We start from the raw sequence: 23,973 nt of genomic DNA on the forward strand, positions 1-23,973 counted from the left end.
GTCGAAAGAAGAAGGCGGACGCCACACCCCGTTTTTCAATGGCTATCGTCCACAGTTTTACTTCCGCACCACGGACGTAACCGGTGCGGTGGAATTGCCGGAAGGTGTAGAGATGGTGATGCCTGGTGACAACGTGTTGTTCAAGGTTGCGCTGATTGCCCCGATTGCGATGGAAGAAGGCTTGCGCTTTGCGGTACGTGAAGGCGGCCGTACGGTGGGTGCCGGCGTCGTTTCCAAGGTAGTTGAGTAAGTCAGTTTAGTTGTAAAGTTGAACGGCGGCCTGTCCGCCGTTTGCCGTCTGCAGGGCAGTAGCTCAATTGGTAGAGCAGCGGTCTCCAAAACCGCAGGTTGGGGGTTCGATCCCCTCCTGCCCTGCCATTATTAAAGGTGCGGTGGTCATGTCGGAAAAAGTGAAGCTCTATTTTGCGGCAGGTTTCGCTGCCCTCGGGGTGTTCGCGTATTTTCTGATCCCCACGCGTATCGGGACGTATTACCCGAGTGTTGGGTTGGCAGTCGGCCTGCTGATTGCGGCAGGCTTGTTTGCCTATAGTGAAAGCGGAAAGAAGCTTTTGGTATTTTTTCGGGAAGCGTATCTTGAATTGCTGAAAGTCGTCTGGCCAACCCGCCCTGAAGTATTGCGGAGCACTGCCATTATCATAGGGTTGATTGCCGTTATTGCGGCCTTTCTGTGGTTGGTCGATCTGGCACTCCTTGGTGTGGTACGGCTACTACTCGGAGGAGTTGGCTAAATGGCTATGCGTTGGTATGTAGTGCATGCATTCTCGGGTTTTGAGAAGAAAGTTCAGGCAGAAATTCGCGAGCGGGCGCAACGCGAGGGTCTTAGCGATTGTTTTGGCGAGATACTGGTCCCTGTGGAAGAAGTCGTGGAAATGCGCAATGGTCAAAAAACCAATTCACAGCGCATGTTTTATCCAGGCTACGTTCTCGTGCAAATGGAAATGGATGATACAACCTGGCACCTGGTGAAAAGCACGCCCAGGGTCACCGGTTTTGTGGGCGGCTCGGTCGGGCGTCCGCATCCGCTTAGTGATGCAGAGACCGATGCCATCATGGATCGCATCAAGGAAGGCGTTGAAAAGCCGCGTCCGAAATTCAGTTTCGATGCGGGCGAGCAGGTGCGGGTCATCGACGGTCCTTTCAAGGACTTCAATGGTGTAGTTGAAGAAGTCAATTTTGAGAAAAGTAAACTGCGGGTATCGGTCACCATTTTTGGTCGCTCCACCCCCGTAGAGCTGGATTTCGGTCAGGTAGAAAAAGTCTGACGGTTACATGACGAGGGAGCCTGACGGCGTTTGCACCTCACAGGAGCTGAGTAATGGCAAAGAAAATAACAGGTTATATCAAATTACAGGTTAAGGCTACCCAAGCCAATCCGAGTCCGCCCATTGGCCCGGCCTTGGGTCAGCGCGGCCTCAATATCATGGAATTTTGCAAGGCTTTTAATGCCCAAACTCAGGGCGTAGAACCCGGTTTGCCTTTGCCCGTGGTGATTACAGTATTTGCAGACAAAAGTTTTACTTTTGAAGTTAAAACACCACCCGCTGCCGTGTTGTTGATGAAAGCTGCAGGCTTACCAAAAGGTAGCGGCCGTCCAAATACCATGAAGGTCGGTAAGGTGACAGAGGCGCAGGTCGAGGAAATCGCCAAGACCAAGATGCCCGATCTAAATACCGAAAATCTGGAATCGGCCAAACGGAGTGTGCGTGGTACTGCCCGGAGTATGGGCCTGACGGTGGAGGGCTAAGACATGGCTAATAAATCCAAACGGAGTACCGTTGCTCGTGATTTGGTCAATCGCAACCAACGCTACGCCATTGAAGAAGCATTGGAGCTAGTCAAGAAAATGGCCACAGCCAAGTTCGATGAATCAGTAGATGTCGCAGTCGGTCTGGGGATTGATCCCCGCAAATCCGATCAGGTGGTTCGCGGCGCGGTAGTGTTGCCCAATGGCACCGGTAAACAAATGCGGGTCGCCGTGTTTGCAACAGCTGACAAGGCTAATGAAGCCCGTGAAGCTGGAGCTGATATTGTTGGTATGGAAGATTTGGCCGAACAGGTCAAGGCCGGACAGATGGATTTTGACGTGGTCATTGCCACTCCAGATGCGATGCGTATTGTCGGCACTTTGGGCCCGGTTCTGGGGCCGCGTGGTTTGATGCCAAACCCCAAAGTGGGTACCGTCACGGCAGATGTGCGTACTGCGGTAGTCAATGCCAAGGGTGGTCAGGTGCGTTACCGTGCCGACAAGGGCGGTATTGTGCATAGCAGTATTGGCAAGTCTTCCTTTGAAGCTAAAGCACTGCAGGAAAACCTGATGGCGCTGATTGACAGCTTGCGTAAAGCCAAACCGGCCACCAGTAAGGGTATTTATATTCGTAAAGTCAGTTTATCTCCGACCATGGGTCCCGGGGTCGGCGTAGATCTTTCTGGCTTGGCGTAACAGTTTCTGTCTTCGGGCGGAAAGGTCGGCGTGAGCCGGCGTACAAAGACCGCAGGGGGCGCAAGCCTTAATGTTTTTCCCTGCGTAGGCGACGGCGCGCCAGCCTTTTGGCCGCCTCGGTTAGATAGGAGGTGACATTCACGTGAGTCTTAAACTCGCAGAAAAGGAACAGGTCGTCATCGCCCTTCAAGCCAAAATCGCAGAGGCGCAAGCCACTGTGGTAGCAGAGTATCGTGGTTTGACTGTGGCACAAATGACGGCGTTTCGGGCAGAAGCACTGAAACAGTCAGTACATGTTCAGGTGGTAAAAAACACGCTGTTGAAGCGGGCCCTGGCGGGCACGCCATTCGCGGTCATGGACTCTTTGTTGAAGGGACCCCTGGTATTTGCGGCAGCGGAAGATCCGGTGGCATTAGCCAAAATTTTTACGGATTTCGCCAAGCGTTTTGACAAGCTGGTGATTACCGGTGGTGTATTGAGTGGCAAGCAGATTGATGCTGCGGCTATTGCCCAATTGAGCAAGATGCCGTCTCGTGAAGAATTGCTGGCCAAGTTGCTCGGCACCATGCAGGCACCCGTATCCGGTTTCGTACGCACCCTCAACGAGGTTCCGAGTCGTTTTGTTCGGGTCCTTGCAGCAGTTCGCGATCAACGCGCTGCCTAACTCAAAATTAATGATGAAGGAGTTGTAAAAATGGCATTGTCCAAAGCTGAAATTTTAGACGCTATTGCAGGTATGACGGTTCTTGAACTTTCTGAACTGATTAAGGAAATGGAAGAAAAATTTGGTGTTTCTGCAGCCGCAGTGGCTGTTGCCGCCCCTGCCGGTGGTGCCGCTGGTGGTGATGGAGCTGCTGCAGCAGAAGAGCAGACTGAATTTGATGTCATACTGACCAGTGCTGGTGCCAACAAGGTGAATACCATCAAGGTAGTGCGTGCCATTACCGGTCTTGGCTTGAAAGAAGCCAAGGATCTGGTCGACGGCGCGCCCAAGGCTGTGAAAGAAGGCGTCGCCAAGGCTGAGGCCGAAAGCGTCAAGGCCCAACTCGTCGAGGCTGGTGCCGAGGCGGAGATCAAGTAATCAGTTGTACATGTATTAAGCAGTTTATCCGGCTGGCAACAAATACGGTTGCCAGCCCATTCATCGTTTGTGGAAAGCAGCTTTAAATGTTTTCCCTAAACCTTGCAGTCGTCGCGCGGAGCATCCATGGCCTACTCTTTTACTGAAAAGAAACGGATTCGTAAAGACTTTGGCAAAAGCCAGAGCATTCTCGCAGTGCCATATCTGCTGGCTACGCAGATGGATTCTTATCGGGAGTTCCTCCAGGAGTCAGCGGCTCCGGCGGCGCGCAAGGAAACAGGGTTAGAGGCGGTTTTCCGCTCGATTTTTCCAATGGAGAGTTATTCCGGCAATGCCATGCTGGATTATGTGTCCTATCGCCTGGAAAAACCGGCTTTTGATGTGGTGGAATGTCGTCAGCGCGGTCTGACCTTTAATGCCGGCCTGCGCGTACGGTTGCGCCTGGCGGTCATGGAAAAAGATGACAGTACCGGCGCCAAGCGGGTCAAAGATGTGAAGGAACAGGACGTGTACATGGGGGAAATACCGCTCATGACCGAACACGGTTCGTTTGTCATCAATGGAACCGAGCGTATTATTGTTTCGCAGTTGCACCGTTCACCAGGTGTGTTTTTTGACCACGATCGGGGTAAAACCCATTCCTCGGGCAAACTGTTATTTAATGCCCGTATTATTCCCTATCGCGGTTCCTGGCTGGATTTTGAGTTTGATCCCAAGGACCATGTTTACGCGCGTATTGATCGGCGTCGCAAATTGCCGGCAACAACTTTGTTGCGAGCCCTGGGTTATAGTACCGAAGACATTCTCGAAATGTTTTTTGAGACCGATACCTTCCATATTCTGGATGGAGAGTTGCATTATGACTTGATTCCCCAACGTCTTCAGGGGGAAATTGCCAGCTTTGATATCGTCAATCCGACCACGGGAGAAGTCATCGTGGCTACTGGCAAGCGCATTACTGCACGGCATATCAAAGCATTGGCCGAAGTTCCGGGATTACAGCAGTTGCCCGTACCGGATGTGTTTGTTCTGGGCAAAGTGCTTGCCAAGGACGTCGTCAACCCGGAAACCGGTGAAGTGTTGCTGGCAGTCAATGAGCCCATTACCGGAGAAGTGCTCGATGTGCTGCGCAAGGGACCTTCTTTATCACTGCACACCCTGTACATCAATGAAATTGATCGGGGTCCCTATATTTCCGAGACGCTGCGAATTGATACTTCCCGTGATGCCCATGAAGCGCAGATGGAAATCTATCGTTTAATGCGTCCGGGTGAGCCGCCGACCAAGGACGCTGCTCAGAATCTTTTCCAGGGTCTGTTTTTCAGCCCGGATCGCTATGATCTGTCGGCCGTCGGACGGATGAAGTTCAATCGTCGCGTCGGGCGTGAAGAAATTACGGGTCCCGGAGTGCTGAGCAGCGAGGATATCCTGGCCGTACTCAAGGTGTTGGTATCCCTGCGCAACGGCATCGGCGAAATTGACGATATTGATCATCTCGGCAACCGCCGTGTGCGTTCTGTGGGCGAGTTGATGGAGAACCAGTTCCGTCTGGGACTGGTGCGTGTTGAACGGGCGGTCAAAGATCGTCTGGCCCTCGCCGAAAGTGAAGGGTTGACTCCTCAGGATCTTATCAATGCCAAGCCGATTGCTGCGGTGGTCAATGAGTTCTTTGGCTCCAGTCAGCTTTCCCAGTTTATGGATCAGACCAATCCGCTTTCCGAGGTCACTCATAAGCGTCGTGTTTCCGCTCTGGGACCGGGTGGCTTGACTCGTGAACGAGCCGGTTTTGAAGTCCGTGACGTGCATCCGACCCACTATGGCCGGATCTGTCCGATTGAAACGCCGGAAGGTCCAAATATCGGTTTGATCAACAGTTTGGCCTGCTATGCCCGGACTAACGACTACGGATTTCTGGAAACACCTTACCGGCGTGTAGTAGATCGTCGAGCGACGGATGAAATCGAATACCTCTCGGCCATTGAAGAAGGTAATTATGTAATCGCCCAGGCGAACTCGGTCCTGGATGATGATGGCCTGCTGGTGGAAGAACTTATCTCCTGCCGCCACAAAAACGAGACGACCCTGGCTAATCGGGATCAGGTGCAGTTTATGGATATTTCTCCCCGCCAGATTGTTTCGGTCGCGGCCAGCATGATCCCCTTCCTGGAGCATGATGACGCCAACCGCGCGTTGATGGGCTCCAACATGCAACGCCAGGCGGTTCCGACCATTCGTTCCGATGCGCCCATGGTTGGCACAGGCATGGAACGGGTGGTGGCTATTGATTCCGGTGCGGCAGTAGTAGCGCGGCGCGGTGGTGTGGTCGATATTGTCGATGGCGCTCGCATTGTGATTCGGGTCAATGATGAAGAAACACTGGCCGAAGAACCCGGCGTAGATATCTACAATTTGGTCAAGTACGCCCGTTCCAACCAGAATACGACCTTGAATCAGCGTCCGGTAGTCAAAGTCGGTGATGTGGTCAGCCGTGGGGATGTTTTGGCGGACGGACCCAGCACGGAGATGGGTGAGCTGGCTCTGGGTCAGAACATGCTGGTGGCTTTCATGCCCTGGAATGGGTACAACTTTGAAGACTCCATTCTGATTTCGGAACGGGTGGTGGCTGAAGATCGTTATACCACCATCCATATTGAAGAGTTCTCGGTGTTTGCCCGTGATACCAAACTTGGGCCGGAAGAAATCACGCGGGATATTCCCAATGTGGCTGAAGGTGCCCTGCGTCATCTGGATGAATCCGGTATTGTCGTAATCGGCGCAGAACTGGCCCCCGGAGACATCCTGGTAGGTAAGGTGACCCCCAAGGGTGAAACCCAGCTGACCCCGGAAGAAAAATTGTTACGCGCCATTTTCGGAGAGAAGGCTTCGGACGTGAAGGATAATTCCATGCGTATGCCGGCAGGTATGTATGGAACGGTCATAGACGTCCAGGTATTTACCCGTGATGGTATTGACAAAGATGCGCGCGCCAAGTCTATCGAAGAACACGAACTGACCCGGATTCGTAAGGATCTGAACGATCAGTACCGTATTGTTGAAGAAGACAGCTACCAGCGTATTGAGCGACTGTTGACGGGTAAGGTGGCTGAGGGCGGTCCCAATGGACTTGCAGCCGGCAACAAGGTGACCAAGGCGTATCTGAAAGATCTACCCCGCGCGCAATGGTTTGAAATCCGTTTGCGTTCCGATGAAGGTAATGACGCACTGGAACAAATCCGTGCCCAGTTGGAAGAACAGCGTCAACGTTTGGATGCGGTGCTGGAAGAAAAACGTCGCAAGCTCACCCAGGGCGATGATCTGAGTCCTGGTGTCCTGAAAATGGTCAAGGTGCATGTAGCCATCAAGCGTCATCTGCAACCCGGTGACAAAATGGCCGGGCGCCATGGTAACAAGGGTGTGGTATCCAAAATTGTTCCCGTAGAAGATATGCCGCATCTGGCTGATGGAACGGCAGTAGATATTGTCCTCAATCCGCTGGGTGTGCCGTCACGTATGAACGTGGGTCAGATTCTGGAAACCCATCTGGGTTGGGCTGCCAAAGGGCTGGGTAAAAAAATTGCCGGAATGCTCGAAAGCGATGTGGCCATGAAGGAAATGCGTGCCTTCCTGGCGGAAATCTACAATCGGGCAGGCAAGAAAGAAGATCTCGATAGCCTGTCGGATGAGGAAATCCGGGAACTGGCGCGGAACCTGCGCGGTGGCGTTCCGATGGCGACTCCCGTATTTGACGGCGCTGCGGAAGAAGAAATCCGCGATATGCTGGAGCTGGCAGGGTTACCGCGCAGTGGTCAAGTCACCCTGTACGATGGGCGTACCGGCGAAGCCTTTGATCGTCCTGTGACGGTGGGTTACCTCTATATGCTCAAGCTGCACCATCTGGTCGATGACAAAATGCATGCCCGGTCCACCGGACCGTACAGTCTGGTTACCCAGCAACCGCTGGGGGGTAAGGCTCAGTTTGGTGGCCAGCGCTTCGGTGAAATGGAAGTCTGGGCCCTGGAGGCGTATGGAGCCGCTTATACATTGCAGGAAATGCTGACCGTGAAGTCTGATGACGTCAGTGGCCGCAGTAAAATGTATGAGTCCATCGTCAAAGGTGATTTCCGTATGGATGCCGGAATGCCGGAATCTTTCAACGTGCTGTTGAAAGAGCTGCGTTCGCTGGGTATCGACATTGAATTGGAACAGTCCAAGTAATATTTCCGCCCCGGGCGGGCAAGGATGGATGCGTTGAAAGACTTACTGAAGCTCTTTAAACAAAACGATCAGCAAGAAGAATTTGATGCCATACGGATAGGTATTGCCTCTCCGGACAAGGTGCGTTCCTGGTCGTTTGGTGAAGTAAAAAAGCCTGAGACCATTAACTACCGGACTTTCAAGCCTGAGCGCGAAGGTTTGTTCTGTGCCAAGATTTTCGGCCCGATCAAGGACTACGAATGTCTTTGTGGCAAGTACAAGCGTCTCAAGCATCGTGGTGTGGTTTGCGAAAAATGTGGTGTGGAAGTCACCCAGGCGCGCGTGCGGCGTGAGCGTATGGGCCACATTGAGCTCGCCAGCCCGGTAGCGCATATCTGGTTCCTCAAGTCCTTGCCCAGTCGTATGGGTATGATTCTGGATATGCCATTACGGGATATCGAGCGCGTTCTGTATTTTGAGGCTTATGTGGTGGTAGACCCCGGTGTGACCGCGCTGGAACGTGGTCTGATCATGAGTGAAGACCAGTATCTGGATGCGCTCGAAGAACATGGTGACGAATTTGTCGCCAAGATGGGTGCAGAAGGTATTCGCGATCTGCTGCGCGGCATTCCACTGGTTCAGGAAATTGAACGTATCCGTAACGAACTGCGTGAAAGTAACTCGGACACCAAAACCAAAAAACTGAGCAAGCGTCTGAAAATTCTTGAAGGTTTCGAATCTTCGGGGAATCGTCCGGAATGGATGATCCTGGAAGTTTTGCCGGTACTGCCACCCGATCTGCGTCCTCTGGTGCCTTTGGATGGCGGTCGTTTTGCGACTTCGGATCTCAACGATTTATATCGTCGCGTTATTAACCGCAACAACCGTCTGAAGCGCCTGTTGGAATTGAAAGCGCCGGATATTATCGTGCGCAACGAAAAACGCATGTTGCAGGAAGCGGTTGATGCCCTTCTGGATAATGGTCGTCGTGGTCGCGCCATTTCCGGCCCCAACAAGCGTCCGCTCAAGTCGTTGGCAGATATGATCAAGGGTAAGCAGGGGCGTTTCCGCCAGAACCTGCTGGGTAAGCGGGTCGATTACTCCGGCCGTTCGGTCATTGTGGTTGGTCCCGAGTTGCGTCTGCATCAGTGCGGCCTTCCCAAGAAAATGGCGCTGGAGTTGTTCAAACCCTTTATTTTCAACAAGCTGGAAGAGCGCGGTTTGGCGACGACTATCAAGGCGGCCAAACGCTTGGTAGAGCAGGAAAAACCCGAGGTTTGGGATATTCTCGAAGAAGTCATTCGCGAACATCCGGTCATGCTGAACCGCGCCCCGACCCTGCACCGTCTGGGCATCCAGGCATTTGAACCGGTGTTGATCGAGGGCAAGGCCATTCAGTTGCATCCGCTGGTTTGTGCGGCCTACAACGCCGACTTTGACGGTGACCAGATGGCGGTCCATGTACCGCTGTCTTTGGAGGCGCAGCTCGAAGCCCGGACATTAATGATGTCCACCAATAACATTCTCAGTCCTGCCAATGGTGATCCGGTCATCGTGCCGTCGCAGGATATTGTGCTGGGACTTTACTATGCCAGTCAGGAGCGTGCTGATGCCAAGGGTACCGGAGGCATGTTCTCCGATATTCGCGAAGTACGTAGGGCTTATGAAACTGGTCAGGTGGGACTCCATGCCCGCATCACGGTCCGTTTCCGGGGCGAGCGCATTGAAACTACCGCCGGACGCGCCCTGCTCGGCGATATTTTGCCCGAAGGGCTATCCTTCAGTGTCATCAACCGGGTGCTGAAGAAAAAAGTCATTGGCGAACTGATCAATACGTGTTACCGCACCCTGGGAATCAAAGACACCGTCATTTTTGCGGACCAGCTGATGTACACCGGCTTCCGTATGGCGACCCGCGCGGGCATTTCTTTCGGTGCTGGCGATATGGTGACCCCGCAGGAGAAGGAAGGAATTCTCAGCCGCTCCGAAGACGAGGTGAAAGCTATTCAGGCCCAATATACGTCTGGCCTGGTCACCGAGGGTGAACGTTACAATAAAGTCGTCGATATCTGGTCAAGAGCCACCGATGAAGTGGCGAAAGCCATGATGGATCGGGTCAGCAAGGAAACCGTTGAACTTCCAGACGGCAGCAAGGTGCAACAGGATTCGTTTAATTCCATCTTCATGATGGCGGATTCCGGAGCGCGTGGTTCTGCGGCCCAGATTCGTCAGTTGGCCGGAATGCGCGGCCTGATGGCCAAGCCGGATGGCTCCATCATTGAAACGCCCATCACCGCCAACTTCCGTGAAGGACTCAACGTTCTCCAGTACTTCATCTCGACCCATGGCGCACGTAAGGGACTGGCGGATACGGCGCTGAAAACCGCAAACTCCGGTTACCTGACCCGCAGATTGGTGGACGTAACCCAGGATCTGGTGGTGGTTGAACGCGATTGTGGATCGGAAGAAGGTCTGCCCATGACCTCGCTGGTGGAAGGTGGCGAAGTCATCGAACCCTTGCGCGACCGGGTGCTCGGTCGGGTGCTTTCCGAAGATCTTCTGCATCCGAATACCGGAGAGATTGTCATCCCCCGCAATACCATGTTGGCGGAGCAGCATTTGGGCCAGCTTGACGAACTGGGGGTGGATGCATTGAAGGTACGATCACCGCTCACCTGTCATTCACGGCACGGGGTTTGTGTCCTGTGTTATGGACGTGATCTGGCCCGAGGTCATCTGGTGAACGCAGGCGAAGCAGTTGGCGTCATCGCTGCGCAATCCATTGGCGAACCGGGTACCCAGTTGACCATGCGAACTTTCCATATTGGTGGTGCCGCCAGTCGTTCTGCTGCGCAAAGCAGTCTGGATGTGAAGCAGGGTGGCGTATTCCATTATCAGTCGAACTTGCGCATTGTAACGCACTCCAGTGGTCGTCACGTCGTTGTCGGTCGTAACGGTGAAGTGACCGTGACAGACGAACAGGGTCGTGAAAAAGAACGTTACAAAATGCCTTACGGCGCGACATTACTCGTCAATGATAATACTCCGGTGACGGCTGGTATGCGGGTTGCTGAATGGGATCCGCATACGCGTCCGATTGTCAGCGAGGTAGGCGGTAGAATATCACTGAAAGATGCTGTAGAAGGTGCCAGTGTCGCTATTCAGACCGATGAAATAACCGGTCTGTCGACCTTGATGGTCATTGACACGAAACAGCGTCCACCGCAGGGTCGGGATTTGCGACCGGTCATTGGCATCCTTGATGAAAAGGGCCAGGACCTCAAGTTGCCGGGAACCGATTTACCAGCACGTTATTTCCTGCCCGCCAGAGCGATTATTGCGGTACAGGAAGGGATGGAGATATTCCCGGGCGACATTTTGGCCCGTCTGCCCGCCGGTACCACGAAAACCCGTGATATTACCGGTGGTTTGCCACGTGTGGCCGAGTTGTTTGAAGCCCGTCGTCCCAAGGACTTTGCGATTATTGCGGAGCACGAAGGCATTGTCGGTTTTGGCAAGGATACCAAGGGTAAGCAGCGCCTCATCATTACCGACGAAAACGCTGAACAGCATGAGTATCTCATTCCCAAGGGCCGTCACGTTACGGTGTACGAAGGGGAGCGTGTTGTTCCCGGTGAGCAATTGGTGGAAGGTCAGCCAGTACCCCATGACATCTTGCGGGTGTTGGGTGTCCAGGCGCTTGCCAATTACATTGTCGACGAAGTGCAGGACGTCTATCGATTACAGGGTGTGCGTATTAACGACAAACACATTGAAGTGATTCTGCGCCAGATGCTGCGGCGGGTAGAGGTGACTTCCAGTGGGGACGGAACATTTATTACAGGCGACCAGGTGGATCGGGCCCGGGTTGAAGATGAAAATGCCCAGTTGGAGCGGGATGGCAAGGAACCGGCGCGCTTTACGCCGATGCTGCTCGGTATTACCAAGGCCAGCTTGTCCACCGAGTCCTTTATTTCAGCGGCCAGTTTCCAGGAAACTACGCGTGTACTAACCGAAGCAGCGGTGTCAGGAAAGCTGGATGACCTGCGTGGACTCAAGGAAAACGTCATTGTCGGTCGTCTGGTTCCCGCCGGCACTGGGCTTGCCTACCATGAACATCGCCGCCGTCTGAATCGTGGCGAAGTGTTGGCGACTGGTGGGGAATCATCATCTGTTGCTGCAGAAGCCTTGCTGAACAGCGAAAATCCGTAATTTTGTAAGGTATGTCCGAGGTTTGCCTTGACAGTCAGGGCAAGCCTCACTAGAATGCGCCCTCTCATCGGTGAGGCTGGGTGCCATCATCGTACTCTGGAGATTGTAAATGCCCACATTAAATCAACTCGTGCGCAAGCCACGCAAGCGGCCTGTCGCCAAAAGTAAGGTGCCAGCCCTGGATGCTAATCCACAAAAACGTGGAGTTTGTACCCGTGTTTACACCACGACGCCTAAAAAGCCGAACTCGGCATTGCGTAAGGTCGCCCGTGTGCGTCTCACGAATGGTTTTGAGGTAAGTAGCTATATTCCTGGTGAAGGTCATAACCTGCAGGAGCACTCGGTGGTACTCATCCGGGGTGGTCGTGTGAAGGATTTGCCCGGCGTTCGTTATCATATTGTGCGTGGTACCCTGGATACCGCTGGCGTGAAAAACCGCAAGCAGTCCCGCTCCAAGTACGGCGCCAAGCGTCCCAAATAAGCAAAGATTGAAGGAGTTGTTGCGCCATGCCCAGACGTCGTGAAGTCCCCAAGCGGATTGTTCTCCCGGATCCCAAGTATAAAGAAGAAGTCATCGCCAAATTTGCGAATGTCATGATGCGTGACGGCAAAAAAAGCACGGCGGAAAAAATTGTCTACGGTGCCCTTGAAATGGTTGCGGAGCGCAGTAAAAGTGATGCTCTGGAAGTATTTCGCAGGGCCATTGACAATGTCCGTCCGGTCGTCGAAGTCAAAAGTCGTCGCGTCGGCGGTGCTACTTATCAGGTGCCGGTAGAAATTCGTTCCGACCGGAGAATGGCTTTGGCCATGCGCTGGCTGCGTGATTCAGCGCGCAAGCGGAATGAAAAATCCATGGGTAACCGTCTCGCCGCCGAGATTCTTGAGGCAGCAGAAAATCGTGGAAACGCAGTTCGCAAGCGTGAAGAAACCCATCGTATGGCAGAAGCCAACAAGGCCTTTGCGCATTTCCGTTGGTAATTGATCGGCCTCTCACCCAAAAGGACTAAACTGTGGCTCGCACGACCCCCATTGAACGTTATCGCAATATCGGCATTATGGCGCATATTGATGCCGGCAAAACGACTACCACTGAACGTATCTTATTTTACACAGGCGTGTCTCATAAGATTGGTGAGGTGCATGAGGGTACTGCCGTTATGGACTGGATGGCTCAGGAACAGGAGCGCGGCATTACCATTACTTCTGCCGCAACGACCTGTTTCTGGAAAGGTATGGATGGACAGCGTGCGGAACATCGCATCAATATCATTGATACCCCCGGACACGTAGACTTCACCATTGAAGTGGAGCGTTCGTTGCGCGTCCTCGACGGCGCTATGGCGGTTTTCTGCGCAGTGGGCGGTGTGCAGCCCCAGTCCGAAACGGTATGGCGTCAGGCTAATAAATACAAGGTCCCACGCATTGCTTTTGTGAACAAAATGGATCGTCAGGGTGCCAACTTCAAGCGGGTAGTCGAGCAAATTGCAACCAAGTTGAAAGGGAACCCGGTTCCGGTCCAGTTGCCCATCGGTGAAGAAGACCGTTTCAGTGGTGTCATCGACTTGATGAAAATGAAGTCCATCAACTGGGATGATGCCCTTCAAGGGACGCGCTTTACTGAAGAAGAAATTCCTGCAGACCTGCGTGAAGAAGCCGAAGGCGCCCGTCACTTCATGATTGAAGCCATTGCTGACGCGGATGAAGAAGTCATGATGAAATATCTGGAAGGGGAGGAAATCTCCATCCCAGAGCTTCAGGCTGCTTTGCGCAAGGCGACCATTGCTGGCGTAACCGTTCCGGTTCTGTGCGGCAGTGCTTTCAAAAATAAAGGTGTACAGGCTGCATTAGATGCGGTTTTAGATTACTTGCCTTCGCCTGTAGATATTGAGGCAGTAGTTGGCACAGATCCGGATTCCGGCGCGCAAATTGTGCGTTCTGCCGATGATGAAGAGCCTTTTTCTGCATTGGCATTCAAAATTGCTACAGATCCATTTGTGGGCCAGCTGACCTTCTTCCGGGTGTATTCAGGCGTTCTGACAGCTGGCTCCACGGTATTGAACCCGGGTCGCAATCAAAAAGAACGTATTGGTCGTGTGCTCCAGATGCATGCTAATGAGCGTCATGAAATCAAGGAAGTTTTGGCAGGTGATATTGCTGCTGCAGTAGGTTTGAAAACTGCCTATACCGGTGACACCCTCTGTGATCTCAATAAACCTATTTCGCTTGAACAGATGGAATTCCCTGAGCCGGTCATTCATGTTGCTGTCGAGCCCAAAACCAAGGCCGATCAGGAAAAAATGGGTATTGCCCTGGGTAAGTTGGCTCAGGAAGATCCCTCCTTCCGGGTGCGTACTGATCAGGAATCAGGACAGACGATTATTTCCGGTATGGGCGAGCTTCATCTTGAAATCATTGTAGATCGTATGAAACGCGAGTTTAACGTCGAGGCCACGGTGGGTGCGCCTCAGGTCGCTTATCGTGAGACAATCCGCAAGACCGTAGAGGCTGAAGGAAAGTTTGTCCGTCAGTCTGGTGGTCGCGGTCAGTATGGTCATGTCTGGTTGCGTCTGGAACCTTTGGAACCCGGAACCGGATTTAGTTTCGAAAATGGTGTGGTTGGCGGTACGGTTCCCAAAGAATTTATCGGACCTACGCAAAAAGGTGTTGAAGAAGCCCTCGAAAATGGTATTATCGCCGGCTTCCCGGTAGTGGACGTCAAGGTAACCATTTTTGACGGTTCTTATCATGACGTCGACTCATCGGAGGCTGCATTTAAAATAGCAGGGTCCATGGGTTTCAAAGCCGGTGCAGCAAAAGCTAATCCAGTGCTGTTAGAGCCTATTTTTGCGGTGGAAGTGGTGACGCCGGAAGAATACATGGGTGATATCATCGGTGACATCAATAGTCGTCGCGGCATGATGCAGGGTATGGAAGACGAAGCCGGTGCCAAGGTCATTCGTTGTGAAGTGCCGCTGTCGGAAATGTTTGGTTATGCAACGACGGTCCGTTCATTGTCACAGGGGCGTGCCACCTACACCATGCAGTTTGAGAAGTATATGGAAGTCCCCGGCCATGTGGCCGAGGCCATTGTCAAGAAAAGTCAGCGCTAGTCGTAACGGGAGAGTTCAAGATGTCCAAAGGGAAATTTGAGCGGACGAAGCCGCATGTAAACGTGGGAACGATTGGTCACGTGGACCATGGTNAAGACCACATTGACGGCGGCGCTGACGAAGGTGCTGTCGACGAAGTTTGGTGGAGAAGTACGGGCCTATGATCAGATTGACAATGCGCCAGAAGAACGGGCGCGTGGCATCACGATCGCGACCTCGCACGTCGAGTATGAGACGGAAGCGCGTCACTATGCTCACGTGGACTGCCCCGGACACGCCGACTACGTCAAGAACATGATCACCGGAGCGGCGCAGATGGATGGTGCCATTCTGGTCTGTTCAGCGGCGGACGGCCCCATGCCGCAGACGCGTGAACACATCCTGCTGGCCCGTCAGGTGGGCGTACCTTTCATTGTCGTGTTCCTGAACAAGGCTGACATGGTGGATGACGCCGAACTGCTTGAGCTGGTCGAAATGGAAGTCCGCGAACTGCTGTCCAAGTATGATTTCCCGGGAGACGATATACCGGTAATCATTGGCTCCGCCCTGAAGGCCCTGGAAGGCGATCAGAGCGACATCGGCGAACCCGCTATTTTCAAACTGGCAGACGCCCTGGACAGCTACATTCCGTTGCCTGAGCGTCCGGTTGACAAGCCCTTCCTGATGCCGATCGAAGACGTCTTCTCGATTTCCGGACGTGGCACCGTGGTCACCGGGCGTATTGAGCGCGGTATTGTCAAGGTTGGTGATGAAATTGAAATCATCGGCATCCGCGACACCGCCAAGAGCATTGTGACCGGTGTGGAAATGTTCCGGAAGATACTGGATCAGGGACAGGCTGGCGACAACGTCGGCGTGTTGCTGCGTGGCACCAAGAAAGACGACGTGGAGCGTGGACAGGTACTGGCCAAGCCCGGCAGCATCAAACCGCACACCCGTTTTGAAGCGGAAGTGTATGTCCTGTCGAAAGAAGAAGGCGGACGCCACACCCCGTTTTTCAATGGCTATCGTCCACAGTTTTACTTCCGCACCACGGACGTAACCGGTGCGGTGGAATTGCCGGAAGGTGTAGAGATGGTGATGCCTGGTGACAACGTGTTGTTCAAGGTTGCCCTGATTGCCCCGATTGCGATGGAAGAAGGCTTGCGCTTTGCGGTACGTGAAGGCGGCCGTACGGTGGGTGCCGGCGTCGTTTCGAAGGTGGTCGAATAATGGACAGTTCAAAAATTCGTATTCGCTTGAAGTCATACGATTACCGCATGCTGGATATTTCTGCAGCAGAAATCGTTGAAACAGCCCGGCGGACCGGGGCTCGGGTATGCGGTCCTATTCCTCTGCCCACCAAAATCGAGCGCTTCACGGTGTTGCGTTCACCCCATGTGGATAAGAACGCCCGGGATCAGTTTGAACAGCGGACTCATAAGCGCTTGCTCGATATTCTCGATCCCAATGATAAAACCGTAGATGCGCTGATCAAGCTGGATCTTGCAGCGGGTGTCGACGTCGAGATCAAGCTGTAATTTTAGAAAGGACAAGAAAATGGTAATGGGTCTGATCGGACGGAAAGTAGGTATGACGCGTATCATCTCGGATGATGGGCGGGTTCTGCCGGTAACCGTCATTCATGTGGCACCGAACAAGGTGACCCAGATTAAAGATATCGCCACTGATGGTTACTGTGCCGTACAGGTGGCCTGCGGTGAACGTCGTCCCCAAAGGGTAACGTCTGCACTGGCAGGACACTTCCGTAAAAGTGGTGTAGTCCCCGGTCGCTTGCTGAGAGAGTTCCGGGTTGAAGATACCGGGGCATACAGCAGTGGTAGTGAGATTAGTCTTGATGTGTTTACCGCCGGTCAAAAGGTCGATGTAACTGGAACCAGCAAAGGTAAAGGATTTGCTGGGGCCATCAAGCGTCATAATTTCCGGAGTAACCGCGCCAGTCATGGTAACTCACGGGCGCACAATGCACCGGGCTCCATTGGTTGTCGGCAGACACCTGGTCGGGTATTCAAGGGCAAGAAGATGGCTGGACATTTAGGTGATGAACAGGTCACTACGCTGAACCTTGAATTGGTGCGAATTGATGAAGCTCGGCATTTGCTGATGATCAAAGGTGCTGTTCCTGGTGCACGCGATGGTGATGTCATCGTGCGTCCTGCAGTGCGCGGTTAGGAGAGAGAAATATGCAAGTCCAAAGTCTGGAGATTGCCAGCGGCAAAAACAGTCTGGTTGAAATTGCCGACGGTGTTTTTGACGTTCCCTACAACGAAGCGCTATTGCACCAGGTGGTTGTAGCGCAAATGGCTGGCATGCGGGCTGCAACTGCGCACCAGAAGAATCGTTCTGCTGTGCGCGGTGGTGGTCGTAAACCCTGGAAGCAAAAGGGTACCGGTCGTGCGCGCGCTGGTACAACGCGCAGCCCAATCTGGCGTGGTGGTGGTCGGGTGTTCCCTGCTGGTGGTGAAAACTATCACCAAAAGGTCAATAAAAAGATGTGGGCAGGTGCCATGCGTACTGTCCTGGCAGAGTTGTTGCGCCAGGGTCGGTTGCAGATTATTCAGCAGGAAGATTTTTCCGAAGCACGCAGTAAAAACGCGCGTGAATGGATTGATCAGGCCGGTGGTATGGATTTTCTCCTGGTCATGGGTGAAGTGCCAGTCAATTTATTCTTAAGCTTGCGCAATTTTCCGAGAGTCGGTATTGCCGGCTGGCAGGATATCGGTCCTGCAGATCTTCTCCAATATGGCCGTGTGCTGATGGATCAGGACGCAGTCATGAAATTAGGTGAGGTGTACGGATGAACGCAGAACGTAAATATCTGGTCCTTTTAGCCCCGGTCATCAGCGAAAAAAGCACTATGGTGCAGCAGCAGTCTAACCAGTTTGTTTTCAAAGTGGCGCGCGACTCTACTAAGCTTGAAATTAAGTCGGCTGTTGAAAAACTATTTGAAGTTCAGGTGTTGTCTGTTCAGACCTGCAATTACATGGGCAAGGAAAAGCGTATGGGACGGCACGTTGGCCGCCGCTCTTCCTGGAAAAAGGCTTATGTACGTCTGGCCGAAGGCAACAGCATTGACTACGGCGTGGCCTGAGGAAAGGAACTAAAAAATGGCATTGATTAAAACCAAACCCACCTCTGCAGGTCGACGTTTTGTCGTTAAGAGCGTAGATACGCGTCTGCACAAAGGGGATCCATATCCGACGTTGGTGGAATCCCAGTCACATAGTGGCGGCCGTAATAACCATGGGCGAATCACCCGACGCCACCAAGGTGGTGGGCACAAGTCACATTATCGTCTTATCGATTTTAAGCGCAATAAGTTTGATGTTCCCGGTAAGGTGGAACGTATGGAGTATGATCCCAATCGTTCGGCACATATTGCCCTCGTTTGTTATGTCGACGGAGAACGTCGTTACATTCTGGCCACCAAAGGAATGAACGTCGGTGACGCCATCCTTTCTGCTGAACAAACGCCCATTAAGCCCGGTAACTGCATGCCTCTGCGCGGTATCCCTGTAGGTTCGGTAGTGCATAATATTGAAATGCGTCCGGGCAAGGGTGGTCAGATTGCCCGTTCGGCAGGTGCATCGGCTCAGCTCATGGCGCGTGATGGAGAATATGCTCAGTTACGTTTGCGCTCTGGTGAAGTGCGTCGAATTCATGTATCCTGCCGCGCTACCATTGGTGAGGTCGGTAATGAGGAACACGGATCTCAGCAGTTGGGTAAGGCTGGTGCCACACGTTGGCGCGGTGTTCGCCCAACCGTACGTGGTGTGGTAATGAACCCGGTAGATCACCCCCACGGTGGTGGTGAAGGTCGTACTTCCGGTGGTCGGCATCCGGTTTCACCTTGGGGGCAACCGACCAAGGGTTATCGTACCCGTAAAAACAAGCGTACAAGCAATATGATTGTACGACGTCGTTCGCGTTAGTGGTTAAGGGGATTTGACGTGCCACGTTCCATTAAAAAAGGTCCGTTCATTGATGAACATCTGGACCGTAAAGTACAAAGTGCACAGGCGAGTAGTAGCCGACGTCCGATCAAAACATGGTCGCGTCGTTCCACTATTACCCCTGATTTCATCGGTCTGACCATCAGTGTACATAATGGTCGTCAGCACATTCCTGTTGTGGTCAACGAGAACATGGTTGGCCATAAGCTCGGTGAATTTGCACTGACACGGACCTTCAAAGGTCACGTGGCTGACAAAAAAGCCAAGCGATAAAGGGGAATCAGATGAAATCATCAGCTGTACTTAAAGGACTGCAGATGTCTCCCCAAAAAGCGCGACTGGTTGCTGACCTGGTGCGCGGCAAACCGGTAGACAAGGCGTTGGAGATTTTGCAGTTTACCAACAAGAAAGCAGCATTGCCCATTCGGAAATGTCTCGAATCAGCAATCGCTAATGCAGAAAACAATGAAGGTGCCGATGTGGACGCCCTTTTCGTCGAACAGATTCTGATTGACGGTGGTGCGGTGCTGAAGCGCTTTGCGGCCCGGGCAAAAGGTCGGGGCTCACGGATCCTGAAACGGACCAGCCATATCACGATTGTGGTCGCAGAGAGTTAACTGAGGAAGCTATGGGACAAAAAACCAATCCAGTCGGACTGCGTCTGGGAATCATTAAGAATTGGAACTCCCGTTGGTACGGGAAGGGCGATTTCCAGGAAAAGTTGCTGGAAGATATTAAAATCCGCCAGTTCATTCGTGAGAGACTTTCCGGTGGAGCTGTTTCCGATATCATTATCGAACGTCCTGCACGGAGTGCGCGTATCACAGTACATACTGCGCGCCCTGGTATCGTTATCGGCAAAAAGGGCGAAGACATCGAAAAGTTACGTCACGATGTGCAAAAGCGCATGGGTGTTCCGGTTCATATTAATGTCGAAGAAATTCGTAAGCCCGAATTGGATGCGCAGCTGGTTGCTGAAAGTGTTGCACAACAGCTGGAACGCCGAATCATGTTCCGTCGGGCGATGAAAAGAGCCGTTACCAATGCCATGCGTTTCGGAGCGCTGGGTATGCGCATTAATTGTGCCGGTCGATTGGGTGGTGCAGAAATTGCTCGTACTGAATGGTATCGGGAAGGGCGGGTGCCTTTGCACACCCTGCGAGCAGATATTGATTACGGTTTTGCTGAGGCGAAAACCACCTACGGTATTATTGGCGTCAAGGTATGGATTTTTAAGGGCGAAATTCTGGAATGGAGCACGGTACAAAATACCGGTGCTCACCAGAAGTAACGGGAGCTTCAGATGCTGCAGCCTAAACGTACGAAATTTCGTAAACAACACAAGGGACGCAATCGCGGCATAGCGACGCGTGGGAGTAAGGTAAGCTTTGGCGAATTTGGCCTTAAAGCCATTGGCCGGGGCAGAATTACTGCGCGTCAGTTGGAAGCCGCTCGGCGTGCCATTAGTCGTCATGTAAAACGTGGCGGTCGGATCTGGATCCGTATTTTTCCGGACAAGCCCATCAGTAAAAAGCCGGCAGAAGTCCGGATGGGTAAAGGTAAAGGTAACCCTGAGTATTGGGTGGCGCTGATCCAGCCTGGTAAAGTTCTTTATGAAATGGAAGGTGTCAGTGAGGAAGTGGCCCGTGAAGCTTTCGCTTTGGGTGCGGCCAAACTTCCAGTGCAGACCGTATTTGTAAGTCGGCGGGTGATGGGATGAAAGCACAAGAAATACAAAAACTGGATCTGGCCGGCTGCCAGACTGAACTCATGCAATTGCTGGAAGAGCAGTTCAAGTTACGCATGCAGCATGCTACTGGTCAGCTCGCCAAGACCACCCGTTTGCGTACAGTGCGCAGAGATATTGCCCGTGTGCGTACAGTGATTAGTGCCAAGAAGGGAGTGCAGTGATGAGTGAAGTAAAAAATCCCCGTAGTCTCGTTGGCACTGTTGTTAGCGACCGTATGGATAAAACCATTGTAGTTCTGGTCGAAAGACGTATCCAGCATCCGCTTTACAAAAAATATATTCGTCGTTCCAAAAAGTTTCATGCGCACGACGCTGATAATGCCTGCCACATTGGTGACACGGTAAAAATTGAAGAATGTCGGCCTTTGTCTAAAACCAAAAGCTGGCGTCTGGTGAATGTGCTCAGCCAGGGTGTTGTCGAAGGAGATAACGCATGATTCAGATGCAGACTAGATTAAGCGTCGCGGACAACAGTGGTGCGCGGGAAGTGATGTGCATCAAGGTTCTCGGCGGCTCGCACCGGCGTTATGCGGACATTGGCGATGTTATCAAGGTCAGCATCAAGGACGCAGTGCCTCGTGGTAAGGTCAGAAAGGGCGATGTTTACAATGCCCTGGTTGTCCGTACTCGCAAAGGCGTTCGTCGTGAGGATGGTTCCTTGATCCGATTTGATACCAATGCAGCGGTACTGCTTAACAATCAGTTACAGCCTATTGGTACGCGTATTTTTGGACCGGTAACCCGTGAATTGCGCGGGGCTAATTTCATGAAAATAATTTCGTTAGCGCCAGAAGTGCTGTAGGGGATGACCATGTTGAAGTTGCGTAAGGATGATGAAGTCGTGATTCTGGCCGGTAAGGACAAAGGTAAGCGCGGTAAGGTGCTGAAAGTTCTTCGTAGCGAGTCACGGGTGCTGGTGGAGAAGGTGAACATGATCAAGCGTCACGTTCGTCCTGATCGTATGGGCAAGCCTGGCGGCATTGTCGAAAAAGAAGCGCCACTTCATATTTCCAATGTGGCTATTTTCAATGCTACTGCGGGAGCTGCAGACAGAGTTGGTTATAAAACGCTGGAAGGCGAACGTAAGGTTCGGGTTTTCAAGAGCAGCGGCGAAGTTATCAGCGGCCGTTAAGGGTAAAATATAAAATGGAAGCACGTTTACATACTTTGTACAAAAGCGCCATCGCCCCCAAGCTGATGCAGGATTTCGGTTATCAAAGCGTGATGGAAGTACCCAAAATTCTCAAAATCACCTTGAATATGGGTGTGGGAGAAGCAGTTGGTGACAAGAAGATTCTTGAAGCCGCCGTTGGTGACATGACTAAAATTGCGGGTCAGAAGCCGGTAGTTACCCGTGCCCGTAAATCGGTTGCTGCTTTTAAAATTCGGGATGGTTATCCAATTGGTTGCATGGTGACTTTACGTGGTCTGGTCATGTATGAGTTTCTCGATCGCCTGGTAACGGTAGCTATTCCCCGTATTCGCGATTTCCGTGGTCTGTCACCAAAATCTTTTGATGGCCGTGGTAACTACACCTTGGGTGTGAAAGAACAAATCATATTCCCTGAAATTGAATATGATAAAATTGATCGTTTGCGCGGGTTGGACGTGGTGTTCACTACCACCGCCAAGAATGATGAAGAGGGCCTTGGGCTGTTAAAAGCCTTCAAGATGCCCTTCCGGCCTTGAAGGGAGTTTGACGCGTGGCAAAAAAATCATTGATTGCAAAGTCCGAAAGGACCCCAAAGTTTAAGGTGCGTGCGTACCACCGTTGCAAATTGTGCGGACGTTCACGTGGTTACTATCGGAAATTTGGCCTGTGTCGTTTGTGCCTGCGTAAGCATGCCTCGGCGGGTTCAATTCCCGGTATTGTCAAAGCGAGCTGGTGAGGAAACACGATGAGCGTAACGGATCCTATTGCTGATATGCTTACGCGCATTAGAAATGCGCAACAAGTAAATAAAGCGAAAGTCTTAATGCCTGCTTCAAAACTGAAACGCGCCATTGCTCGCGTTCTGGTTGAAGAAGGTTATATTACCGATTTCCGGGAAGAAACACAGGATGGTCATCCGGTTCTGAATCTGACTCTTAAGTATTATGCCGGAGCCGGGGTTATTGCCGAGATCCGTCGTGTAAGTAGACCGGGTGTGCGTATTTATCGGGGTGCTGATGATCTTCCCAAGGTTCGGGATGGATTTGGCATTGCCATCATTTCAACTTCGCAGGGAATCATGACTGATCGTGCGGCACGTACTGCCGGGATTGGTGGTGAAGTACTCTGCGTAGTCTCTTAAGGGAGATTCAGTATGTCTCGAGTAGGGAAACAGCCTGTTACTCTTCCTAAAGGTGTGGAAGTTCATGTGGCTGATAAGTATTTGCATGTAAAAGGTCCCAAAGGTCAGATGTCCACTCCATTTCACTCCAGTGTGACGCTGCAGGTGGACGATGGAGTCGCTACCTTAGCCTGGGCTGATGGGCAAAATGCTTTTGCCGGTACAATGCGTGCCCTGTTAAACAATATGGTGCATGGCGTCTCGGTAGGTTTTGAGCAGAAACTTGAAATTATCGGTGTGGGTTATCGTGCGCAAGCAAAAGGCAAAACTCTAAGCTTGAGTCTGGGATTTTCACATCCTGTAGATTATCCGGTACCTGACGACATTACGATTGAAACGCCGACCCAGACAGAAATCGTGATCAAGGGTATTGATAAGCAGAAAATCGGGCAAATTGCCGCAGACATTCGTGCGTATCGTCCTCCTGAACCGTACAAAGGTAAAGGTGTACGTTATGCAGGTGAAAATGTCCGTCGTAAAGAAGCCAAGAAGAAATAATGGTTGAGGCAGGTAATCATGAATAAAAATACATCCAGACTCCGTCGTGCACGTAAAACCCGTGCCCGAATTGCATCTCAGGCCAAACCAAGACTTTGCGTCTTTCGTTCCGGAAAGCACATCTATGCACAGGTCATTGATGATTCCAAGGGGGTCGTCATTGCCCAGGCATCCAGCGTGGAAGGTGAGTTGCGTGCGACCATGCCCCGAGGTGCCGATGTGGCTGCGGCAGTGACCATCGGTCAGCGGGTTGCCGCCAAAGCATTGGCTGCTGGTGTGAAGGAAGTAGCCTTTGACCGAAGCGGTTATCGTTATCATGGTCGGGTGCGAGCCCTGGCCGACGCCGCCCGCGAGGGCGGGTTGTCGTTCTGACGGAGATCTG

At 52.4% G+C, this 23,973-nt stretch carries 31 protein-coding genes and 1 tRNA gene; all 32 read left to right on the forward strand.

The window, feature by feature from the left end; all coding sequences use genetic code 11:
* Positions 1-250 (forward strand): EF-Tu C-terminal domain-related protein (locus BLW97_RS01825; RefSeq protein WP_479714972.1); only part of this gene is annotated, 250 nt, incomplete at its 5' end.
* A gap of 52 nt (positions 251-302) precedes the next feature.
* A tRNA-Trp gene (locus tag BLW97_RS01830) sits at positions 303-378 on the forward strand.
* 20 nt (positions 379-398) lie between these two features.
* On the forward strand, positions 399-749 hold the full coding sequence (gene secE / locus BLW97_RS01835; protein WP_010641408.1) for a preprotein translocase subunit SecE: 351 nt from the start codon (positions 399-401) through the stop codon (positions 747-749).
* The gene (gene nusG / locus BLW97_RS01840; protein ID WP_010641409.1) at positions 750-1,283 is read left to right on the forward strand and encodes a transcription termination/antitermination protein NusG; all 534 of its coding nucleotides are present in this window, start codon (positions 750-752) and stop codon (positions 1,281-1,283) included. It abuts the gene before it with no gap.
* 53 nt (positions 1,284-1,336) lie between these two features.
* The gene (gene rplK / locus BLW97_RS01845; protein ID WP_010641411.1) at positions 1,337-1,765 is read left to right on the forward strand and encodes a 50S ribosomal protein L11; all 429 of its coding nucleotides are present in this window, start codon (positions 1,337-1,339) and stop codon (positions 1,763-1,765) included.
* A gap of 3 nt (positions 1,766-1,768) precedes the next feature.
* Positions 1,769-2,461, forward strand: a complete 693-nt coding sequence (gene rplA / locus BLW97_RS01850; protein ID WP_010641413.1) for a 50S ribosomal protein L1 — start codon at positions 1,769-1,771, stop codon at positions 2,459-2,461.
* 142 nt (positions 2,462-2,603) lie between these two features.
* Positions 2,604-3,125 (forward strand): 50S ribosomal protein L10, encoded by a 522-nt coding sequence (rplJ, locus tag BLW97_RS01855; RefSeq protein ID WP_010641415.1) that lies wholly within the window; start codon positions 2,604-2,606, stop codon positions 3,123-3,125.
* Positions 3,126-3,155: 30 nt separating this feature from the next.
* Positions 3,156-3,542 (forward strand): 50S ribosomal protein L7/L12, encoded by a 387-nt coding sequence (gene rplL, locus BLW97_RS01860; RefSeq protein WP_024895005.1) that lies wholly within the window; start codon positions 3,156-3,158, stop codon positions 3,540-3,542.
* 126 nt (positions 3,543-3,668) lie between these two features.
* Positions 3,669-7,757 carry a DNA-directed RNA polymerase subunit beta gene (gene rpoB / locus BLW97_RS01865; RefSeq protein WP_075322135.1) on the forward strand — a complete coding sequence of 1,363 codons (4,089 nt, stop codon included), beginning with the start codon at positions 3,669-3,671 and terminating at the stop codon, positions 7,755-7,757.
* A 24-nt stretch (positions 7,758-7,781) separates the two neighbouring features.
* Positions 7,782-11,948: a DNA-directed RNA polymerase subunit beta' gene (gene rpoC, locus BLW97_RS01870; RefSeq protein WP_242947652.1), complete on the forward strand. Its 4,167-nt coding sequence runs from the start codon at positions 7,782-7,784 to the stop codon at positions 11,946-11,948.
* A 109-nt stretch (positions 11,949-12,057) separates the two neighbouring features.
* Positions 12,058-12,429 (forward strand): 30S ribosomal protein S12, encoded by a 372-nt coding sequence (gene rpsL / locus BLW97_RS01875; protein ID WP_010641426.1) that lies wholly within the window; start codon positions 12,058-12,060, stop codon positions 12,427-12,429.
* Positions 12,430-12,455: 26 nt separating this feature from the next.
* Entirely contained in the window at positions 12,456-12,926 is a 471-nt protein-coding gene (gene rpsG / locus BLW97_RS01880) for a 30S ribosomal protein S7 (RefSeq protein ID WP_075322137.1), read from the forward strand.
* A 32-nt stretch (positions 12,927-12,958) separates the two neighbouring features.
* Positions 12,959-15,058: an elongation factor G gene (gene fusA, locus BLW97_RS01885; RefSeq protein WP_075322138.1), complete on the forward strand. Its 2,100-nt coding sequence runs from the start codon at positions 12,959-12,961 to the stop codon at positions 15,056-15,058.
* 102 nt (positions 15,059-15,160) lie between these two features.
* Entirely contained in the window at positions 15,161-16,270 is a 1,110-nt protein-coding gene (tuf, locus tag BLW97_RS01890; RefSeq protein ID WP_479714973.1) for an elongation factor Tu, read from the forward strand.
* Positions 16,270-16,578 carry a 30S ribosomal protein S10 gene (gene rpsJ / locus BLW97_RS01895; protein ID WP_012536086.1) on the forward strand — a complete coding sequence of 103 codons (309 nt, stop codon included), beginning with the start codon at positions 16,270-16,272 and terminating at the stop codon, positions 16,576-16,578. Before tuf ends, rpsJ begins: the two co-directional genes overlap by 1 nt.
* Positions 16,579-16,597: 19 nt before the next feature.
* Entirely contained in the window at positions 16,598-17,230 is a 633-nt protein-coding gene (gene rplC, locus BLW97_RS01900) for a 50S ribosomal protein L3 (protein WP_075322139.1), read from the forward strand.
* 11 nt (positions 17,231-17,241) lie between these two features.
* On the forward strand, positions 17,242-17,859 hold the full coding sequence (rplD, locus tag BLW97_RS01905; protein WP_075322140.1) for a 50S ribosomal protein L4: 618 nt from the start codon (positions 17,242-17,244) through the stop codon (positions 17,857-17,859).
* Complete coding sequence (gene rplW / locus BLW97_RS01910; protein WP_010639703.1) at positions 17,856-18,149, forward strand: 50S ribosomal protein L23; 294 nt, start codon at positions 17,856-17,858, stop codon at positions 18,147-18,149. Before rplD ends, rplW begins: the two co-directional genes overlap by 4 nt.
* A gap of 16 nt (positions 18,150-18,165) precedes the next feature.
* Positions 18,166-18,990: a 50S ribosomal protein L2 gene (gene rplB, locus BLW97_RS01915; protein ID WP_031573671.1), complete on the forward strand. Its 825-nt coding sequence runs from the start codon at positions 18,166-18,168 to the stop codon at positions 18,988-18,990.
* An 18-nt stretch (positions 18,991-19,008) separates the two neighbouring features.
* The gene (gene rpsS / locus BLW97_RS01920) at positions 19,009-19,284 is read left to right on the forward strand and encodes a 30S ribosomal protein S19 (RefSeq protein WP_010639699.1); all 276 of its coding nucleotides are present in this window, start codon (positions 19,009-19,011) and stop codon (positions 19,282-19,284) included.
* Between the two features lie 11 nt (positions 19,285-19,295).
* On the forward strand, positions 19,296-19,628 hold the full coding sequence (gene rplV, locus BLW97_RS01925; protein ID WP_010639697.1) for a 50S ribosomal protein L22: 333 nt from the start codon (positions 19,296-19,298) through the stop codon (positions 19,626-19,628).
* 11 nt (positions 19,629-19,639) lie between these two features.
* Positions 19,640-20,302 (forward strand): 30S ribosomal protein S3, encoded by a 663-nt coding sequence (gene rpsC, locus BLW97_RS01930; protein WP_010639696.1) that lies wholly within the window; start codon positions 19,640-19,642, stop codon positions 20,300-20,302.
* Positions 20,303-20,314: 12 nt separating this feature from the next.
* A complete protein-coding gene (rplP, locus tag BLW97_RS01935; protein ID WP_010639694.1) occupies positions 20,315-20,731 on the forward strand; it encodes a 50S ribosomal protein L16 in 417 nt (138 codons plus the stop codon).
* Positions 20,728-20,922, forward strand: a complete 195-nt coding sequence (gene rpmC, locus BLW97_RS01940) for a 50S ribosomal protein L29 (RefSeq protein WP_075322141.1) — start codon at positions 20,728-20,730, stop codon at positions 20,920-20,922. The genes rplP and rpmC overlap by 4 nt, the downstream gene beginning before the upstream one ends.
* Positions 20,922-21,197 (forward strand): 30S ribosomal protein S17, encoded by a 276-nt coding sequence (gene rpsQ, locus BLW97_RS01945; RefSeq protein WP_010639691.1) that lies wholly within the window; start codon positions 20,922-20,924, stop codon positions 21,195-21,197. Before rpmC ends, rpsQ begins: the two co-directional genes overlap by 1 nt.
* Positions 21,194-21,562, forward strand: a complete 369-nt coding sequence (gene rplN / locus BLW97_RS01950) for a 50S ribosomal protein L14 (protein ID WP_075322142.1) — start codon at positions 21,194-21,196, stop codon at positions 21,560-21,562. The genes rpsQ and rplN overlap by 4 nt, the downstream gene beginning before the upstream one ends.
* A 9-nt stretch (positions 21,563-21,571) precedes the next feature.
* On the forward strand, positions 21,572-21,892 hold the full coding sequence (gene rplX / locus BLW97_RS01955) for a 50S ribosomal protein L24 (protein WP_075322143.1): 321 nt from the start codon (positions 21,572-21,574) through the stop codon (positions 21,890-21,892).
* 14 nt (positions 21,893-21,906) lie between these two features.
* Entirely contained in the window at positions 21,907-22,449 is a 543-nt protein-coding gene (gene rplE, locus BLW97_RS01960; protein WP_010639686.1) for a 50S ribosomal protein L5, read from the forward strand.
* Between the two features lie 14 nt (positions 22,450-22,463).
* Positions 22,464-22,649: a type Z 30S ribosomal protein S14 gene (locus BLW97_RS01965; protein WP_010639684.1), complete on the forward strand. Its 186-nt coding sequence runs from the start codon at positions 22,464-22,466 to the stop codon at positions 22,647-22,649.
* Between the two features lie 9 nt (positions 22,650-22,658).
* Positions 22,659-23,054 carry a 30S ribosomal protein S8 gene (rpsH, locus tag BLW97_RS01970; protein ID WP_010639682.1) on the forward strand — a complete coding sequence of 132 codons (396 nt, stop codon included), beginning with the start codon at positions 22,659-22,661 and terminating at the stop codon, positions 23,052-23,054.
* 12 nt (positions 23,055-23,066) lie between these two features.
* Entirely contained in the window at positions 23,067-23,591 is a 525-nt protein-coding gene (gene rplF, locus BLW97_RS01975) for a 50S ribosomal protein L6 (RefSeq protein WP_010639680.1), read from the forward strand.
* Between the two features lie 18 nt (positions 23,592-23,609).
* Positions 23,610-23,963, forward strand: a complete 354-nt coding sequence (gene rplR, locus BLW97_RS01980) for a 50S ribosomal protein L18 (protein WP_075322144.1) — start codon at positions 23,610-23,612, stop codon at positions 23,961-23,963.
* The last annotated feature ends 10 nt before the right edge of the window (positions 23,964-23,973 follow it).

It is taken from the genome of Acidithiobacillus albertensis (assembly GCF_001931655.1).
In the GTDB taxonomy this organism is placed as follows: Bacteria; Pseudomonadota; Gammaproteobacteria; order Acidithiobacillales; family Acidithiobacillaceae; genus Acidithiobacillus; species Acidithiobacillus thiooxidans.